This is a genomic window from Actinokineospora spheciospongiae (genome assembly GCF_000564855.1).
Lineage (GTDB): Bacteria > Actinomycetota > Actinomycetes > Mycobacteriales > Pseudonocardiaceae > Actinokineospora > Actinokineospora spheciospongiae.
This window is the reverse complement of sequence record NZ_AYXG01000167.1, coordinates 1-4,954: the sequence shown is the minus strand read 5'-3', so window position 1 is coordinate 4,954 and position 4,954 is coordinate 1. Positions and strand designations below refer to the sequence as shown.

Sequence of the window (4,954 nt, the reverse complement as noted above, 5' to 3'; positions counted from 1 at the left end):
CCTGCGTTCAGGACCTCCACCCACCCGGGCAGTTCGCTCGCCAGGCCGGCGGTTGCGGGGGTGGCTGGCTGATCGCCAAGCGCATCCGCCCACCGGGCATTCGTTCGCCGGGCCTGCGGTTTGTCGGGTGGCCTGTGGCGGTCAGCCCGGGTGGCGGGCGGCGGCGGTGGAGCCGCGTACGACCAGTTCCGGCATGAACACGTACTCCGCGTGCGGGGCCGGGTTGCCGGTGACCTCCTCCAGCAGGGCGTTCACCGCCGCCTGGCCCATCGCGTCGACAGGTTGGCGCAGCGTGGTCAGCGGGGGGTCGGCGAAGACGATCAGGGGGGAGTCGTCGAAGCCGACCACCGAGATGTCCCTGGGGACGGCGAGGCCGCGTTGGCGGGCGGCTCGGATGGCGCCGAAGGCCATCAGGTCGCTGCCGCAGATGATCGCCGTGCAGTCGCGGTCGATGAGGGCGTTGGCCGCCGCTTGGCCGCCCTCGACGGTGAACAGGGAGTGTTGGATGAAGCCCTCCGCCTGCTCCGCCGACAGGGGGAGGGCGGTGCGCATGTGCTGGACGAAGCCCTCGATCTTGCGGACGACCGGGACGTAGCGGCGGGGGCCCACGGCCAGGCCGATGCGTTCGTGGCCCAGTTCCACCAGGTGTTGCACCGCCAGCCTCATGGCCGAGCGGTCGTCGGTGGAGACGAAGGGGGCCGAGACGCGTTCGGTGCAGCCGTTGATCATCACGAAGGGGACGCCCCGGCCCGCCAGCTTGACGTAGCGGTCCATGTCGGCGGTGGAGTCCGCGTGCAGGCCGGAGACGTAGATGATGCCGTTGACGCCCCGGTCGACCAGGGTGTTGGTCAGTTCGTCCTCGGTGGAGCCGCCGGGGCTCTGCGTGCACAGGACCGGGGTGTAGCCGTCGCGGGTCAGGACCTGTTCGATCACCTGGGCGAACGCCGGGAAGATGGGGTTGCTCAGTTCCGGGGTGATCAGGCCGATGAGGCCCGCGCTGCGGGCCTGGAGGCGGGCGGGGCGTTCGTAGCCGAGGGTGTCGAGGGCGGCCAGCACGGTCTGGCGGGTCGTGGTGGACACGCCCGCCTTGCCGTTGAGCACCCGGCTGACCGTGGCCTCGCTGACCCCGGCCTGCGCGGCGATGTCGCTCAGCCGCGCGGTGGACCCGGACGCGGGGGGTGTTGGCACGTCAGGCTTCCCACCACACCGAGGTGTCGGTCGGCAGCAGGGTGTCCGAACCGTCCACTTCGTACTCGCCCGAGGCCAGCAGCACGGTCCCGGCGGGCAGCCGGGCCGGTTCGGGGCCGAGGTTGACCGCGCAGTGCAGGGTGCGACCGGCCGCCGTGCGGGAGAACCACAGCACCTCCGGTTCGCTGTCCTGCCAGTCCACCGCGTCGCCCGCGCCCAGGGCGGGGTGTTCGCGGCGGGTGTGCAGGGCGCCGCGGTACAGCTCCAGGGTGGAGCCCTCCGCGCCGGTCTGCGCCTCGACCGACAGCTCGGACCACGCCTCCGGCTGCGGCAGCCACGGGGTCGAGCCGTCCGCGCCGAAGCCGAGCGCGCTGCCGCCCCGGGTCCACGGGATCGGCACCCGGCAGCCGTCGCGGCCGCGGTCGGTGTACCCGGAGCGCTCCCACATCGGGTCCTGCAACACCTCCTCGGGCAGGTCCAGCACTTCCTCCAGGCCCAGTTCCTCGCCCTGGTAGAGGTAGACCGAACCGGGCAGCGCCAGCATGAGCAGGATCGCCGCGCGGGCCCGGCGGACCCCCGCCGGGCCGCCGCCGTAGCGGGTGGCGTGCCGGTGCACGTCGTGGTTGGACAGCACCCAGGTGGCGGGGGCGCCCACGGCCGGGATGGCGGTCAGCGAGTGGTCGACGACCTCGCGCAGGGCCCGCGCCTCCCAGCCGGTCGTCAGGTAGTGGAAGTTGAACGCCTGGTGCAGTTCGTCCGGGCGCAGGTAGCGGGCGAGCCGCTCGGCGGTGGCCGTCCACGCCTCGGCGACCCCGATGCGCGGCGGGTCGTAGGTGTCGAGGACCTTGCGCCACTCGCGGTAGATCTCGTGCACGCCGTCCTGGTCGAAGTACGGCAGCGGGCGGGTCTCCAGGAGCTTGTGCTGCTCCTGGGCGCCGACGTCGGGGAACCCGTCCTGCTTGACCATGCCGTGCGCCACGTCGATGCGGAAGCCGTCGACGCCCAGGTCGAGCCAGAACCGCAGCACGTCGTGGAACTCGTCGCGCACCTGCGGGTTGGCCCAGTTCAGGTCCGGCTGGGTGGGGTCGAACAGGTGCAGGTACCACTGGCCGTCGGGCAGCCGGGTCCACGCCCCGCCGCCGAAGACCGACTCCCAGTCGTTGGGCGGCGCGTCGCCGGTGCCCTCGCGGAAGAGGTAGCGGTCGCGCTCGGGGGAGCCCGGCGCGCTCCGCAGGGCCTGCCGGAACCACTCGTGCCGCGACGAGGTGTGGTTGGGGACGATGTCGACGATGACCTTGAGGCCCTGCTCGTGCGCGGCCCGCACCAGCCCGCGCGCGTCGTCCAGGGTGCCCAGGGTCGGGTCGACGTCGCGGTAGTCGGCGACGTCGTAGCCGCCGTCGGCCATCGGTGAGGTGTAGAACGGGGTGATCCACAGCGCGTCGACGCCCAGGCCCGCCAGGTACGGCAGCCGCGACCGGATGCCCGGCAGGTCGCCGATCCCGTCGCCGTTGCCGTCGGCGAAGCTGCGCACGTACACCTGGTAGATGACCGCGTCCCGCCACCAGTCCCCAGCCATGGCACCCCTCCCGGTTGCTCAGGTCCGGGATCGACGCTAGCAGCGGGGAACGACGACTCGAAAGGGCTTGCAACCCGATTCAGCAACTTTGTGGCAAGCCCCCGCTCTTCCCCGCATCCCGGTGGTTCCCGACACACCGCAACTCTGGGAACTGGCAGCGCCGCTCGGGGGCTTGACGGCCGTGCCCACCGTCCCGATGCTGGGTTTCAGAAAGTTCCAGTCGTGTCCCGCCGCTCCCGCGAAGCCGACCGACGAGGAGACACCGTGGTCTCGACCCTGCGCCCGCTGCTCGCCGCCCTGGCCGTCCTCTCCGTCGGCGTCGTCGCCCCGGCGGCCCCGGCCGGGGCCGCGCCACCGGGCGCCAAGGACGTCACCGCCACCCTGTTCGAGTGGCGCTACGACTCCGTGGCGCGCGAGTGCCGCGACGTCCTCGGCCCGGAGGGGTACGGGTACGTGGAGGTCTCACCCGCCACCGAGCACATCCGGGGCCCGCAGTGGTGGACCTCCTACCAGCCGGTCAGCTACCGCATCGCCGGGCGGCTCGGCGACCGGGCCGCATTCAAGAACATGGTCGACACCTGCCACGCGGCGGGGGTGCGCGTCGTCGCGGACGCGGTGGTCAACCACATGTCGGCGGGTTCGGGCACCGGCACCGGCGGCACGTCCTACAGCAAGTACAACTACCCCGGGTACTACCAGAACCAGGACTTCCACTCCTGCCGCCAGCCGATCACCGACTACGGCGACCGCTACAACGTGCAGAACTGCGAACTGGTCGACCTGTCCGATCTGGACACCGGCAACGACTACGTGCGCGGCGCCATCGCCGCCTACCTCAACGACCTGTCGTCGCTCGGGGTCGACGGTTTCCGCGTGGACGCGGCGAAGCACATGGCCGCCGCCGACGTCGCGGCGATCAAGTCCCGGCTCACCGACCCGTCGAAGTACTGGGTGCAGGAGGTCATCCACGGCGCGGGCGAGGCGGTGCAACCCTCGGAGTACCTGTCGATCGGCGACGTCGACGAGTTCCGCTACGCCACGAGCCTCAAGTCGGTGTTCAGCGGCGGGAAGTTGGCGGACCTGAGCCAGTTCGGCGAGGCGTGGGGGTTCGTGCCCTCGGCCAAGGCCCGGTCGTTCGTGGACAACTGGGACACCGAGCGCAACGGGTCGACGTTGAACGAGCGGTACGGGTCGACCTACACGCTGGCCAACGTGTTCATGCTGGCGTGGCCGTACGGGTCGCCGAACGTGTACTCGGGCTACAGCTTCGGCTCCACCGACGACGGACCGCCCAACGGCGGTGCGGTGAACGCCTGCTTCGCCGACGGGTGGCGGTGCCAGCACCTGTGGCGGCAGATCGCGAACATGGTCGGGTTCCGCAACGCGGTCGCCGGGCAGCCGGTGACGCGGTGGTGGTCCAACGGCGCCAACGCGATCGCCTTCGGCCGCGGCTCGAAGGGCTACGTGGTGATCAACCGCGAGGGGGCACCGCTGACCCGGGTGTTCCAGACCTCGCTCCCCGCGGCATCCTATTGCGACGTGCAACATGCAGAACCGGGCGCCGGGTGCACCACGCGCTACACCATCGCATCCGACGGTACTTTCACCGCGACGGTGGGCGCCGGGGACGCGATCGCGCTGCATGCGGGAACCTGAAGGGGATTCGCAACGGTAAGTGTCGACTGGCGCCTCGTGTGCTAGGCCATTAGGGTGGTCGCACTGCTGCAGGATGGGGTACGTGAACCGGAAGTAACTGAATTCAGCAGTCTTGTTCACCCTTTCGTGACCCCTCCGTGGCGTCCACTCGAGATGCTGGACCCGTACACGGATGGGGGAGCACATGTTCGACTGCGAGCACACCGAGGGGGTCGTCGAATCGACCCAGGACCCGGTGATCCTGGACCGGCAAGACGCCGCCCGCGCGTTGCTGGGGTACTTCCTCGCCAACGCCGACGCCAACGACCACGACGCCAACGACCACCTGGTCGAGGAGTTCCGCCGCCGCGCCCGCGACGCGCGCAACCTCCCCGCGCCCCGCGCCGACCAGGACTAGGGCCCGCCTTCTGGCTGCGGTTTTCCCTGGGGTGTCCGGTGGGTGGATGTGCTCGGCGGTGGCCTTGGTTCAAAGCGCCGGTCTTTGGTGGGTGGTGCCCGGCTGGGTGGATGTGTTTGGCCGGGGCCCCTATGGCG

Annotated in this window: 4 protein-coding genes; 2 read left to right on the top strand and 2 right to left on the bottom strand. The window is 70.9% G+C overall.

Annotation, left to right across the window (positions count from 1 at the left end):
• Positions 1–141: 141 nt before the first annotated feature.
• Both UO65_RS22025 and UO65_RS22020 read right to left on the bottom strand, forming a co-directional pair.
• Entirely contained in the window at positions 142–1,188 is a 1,047-nt protein-coding gene (locus UO65_RS22025; RefSeq protein WP_035285830.1) for a LacI family DNA-binding transcriptional regulator, read from the bottom strand.
• 1 nt (position 1,189) lies between these two features.
• On the bottom strand, positions 1,190–2,764 hold the full coding sequence (locus UO65_RS22020) for a glycoside hydrolase family 13 protein (protein WP_035285828.1): 1,575 nt from the start codon (positions 2,762–2,764) through the stop codon (positions 1,190–1,192).
• Between the two features lie 264 nt (positions 2,765–3,028).
• Here UO65_RS22020 and UO65_RS22015 point away from each other — a divergent pair, with 264 nt between their 5' ends.
• On the top strand, positions 3,029–4,420 hold the full coding sequence (locus UO65_RS22015; protein WP_035285826.1) for an alpha-amylase: 1,392 nt from the start codon (positions 3,029–3,031) through the stop codon (positions 4,418–4,420).
• A gap of 172 nt (positions 4,421–4,592) precedes the next feature.
• Positions 4,593–4,817, top strand: a complete 225-nt coding sequence (locus UO65_RS22010) for a hypothetical protein (protein WP_035285818.1) — start codon at positions 4,593–4,595, stop codon at positions 4,815–4,817.
• Positions 4,818–4,954 lie beyond the last annotated feature (137 nt).

Excerpts from the sequence above, each read along its gene's own strand:
- UO65_RS22010 (WP_035285818.1), top strand. The coding sequence starts at position 4,593 with ATGGGGGAGCACATGTTCGACTGCGAGCACACCGAGGGGGTCGTCGAA.
- UO65_RS22020 (WP_035285828.1), bottom strand. The coding sequence starts at position 2,764 with ATGGCTGGGGACTGGTGGCGGGACGCGGTCATCTACCAGGTGTACGTG.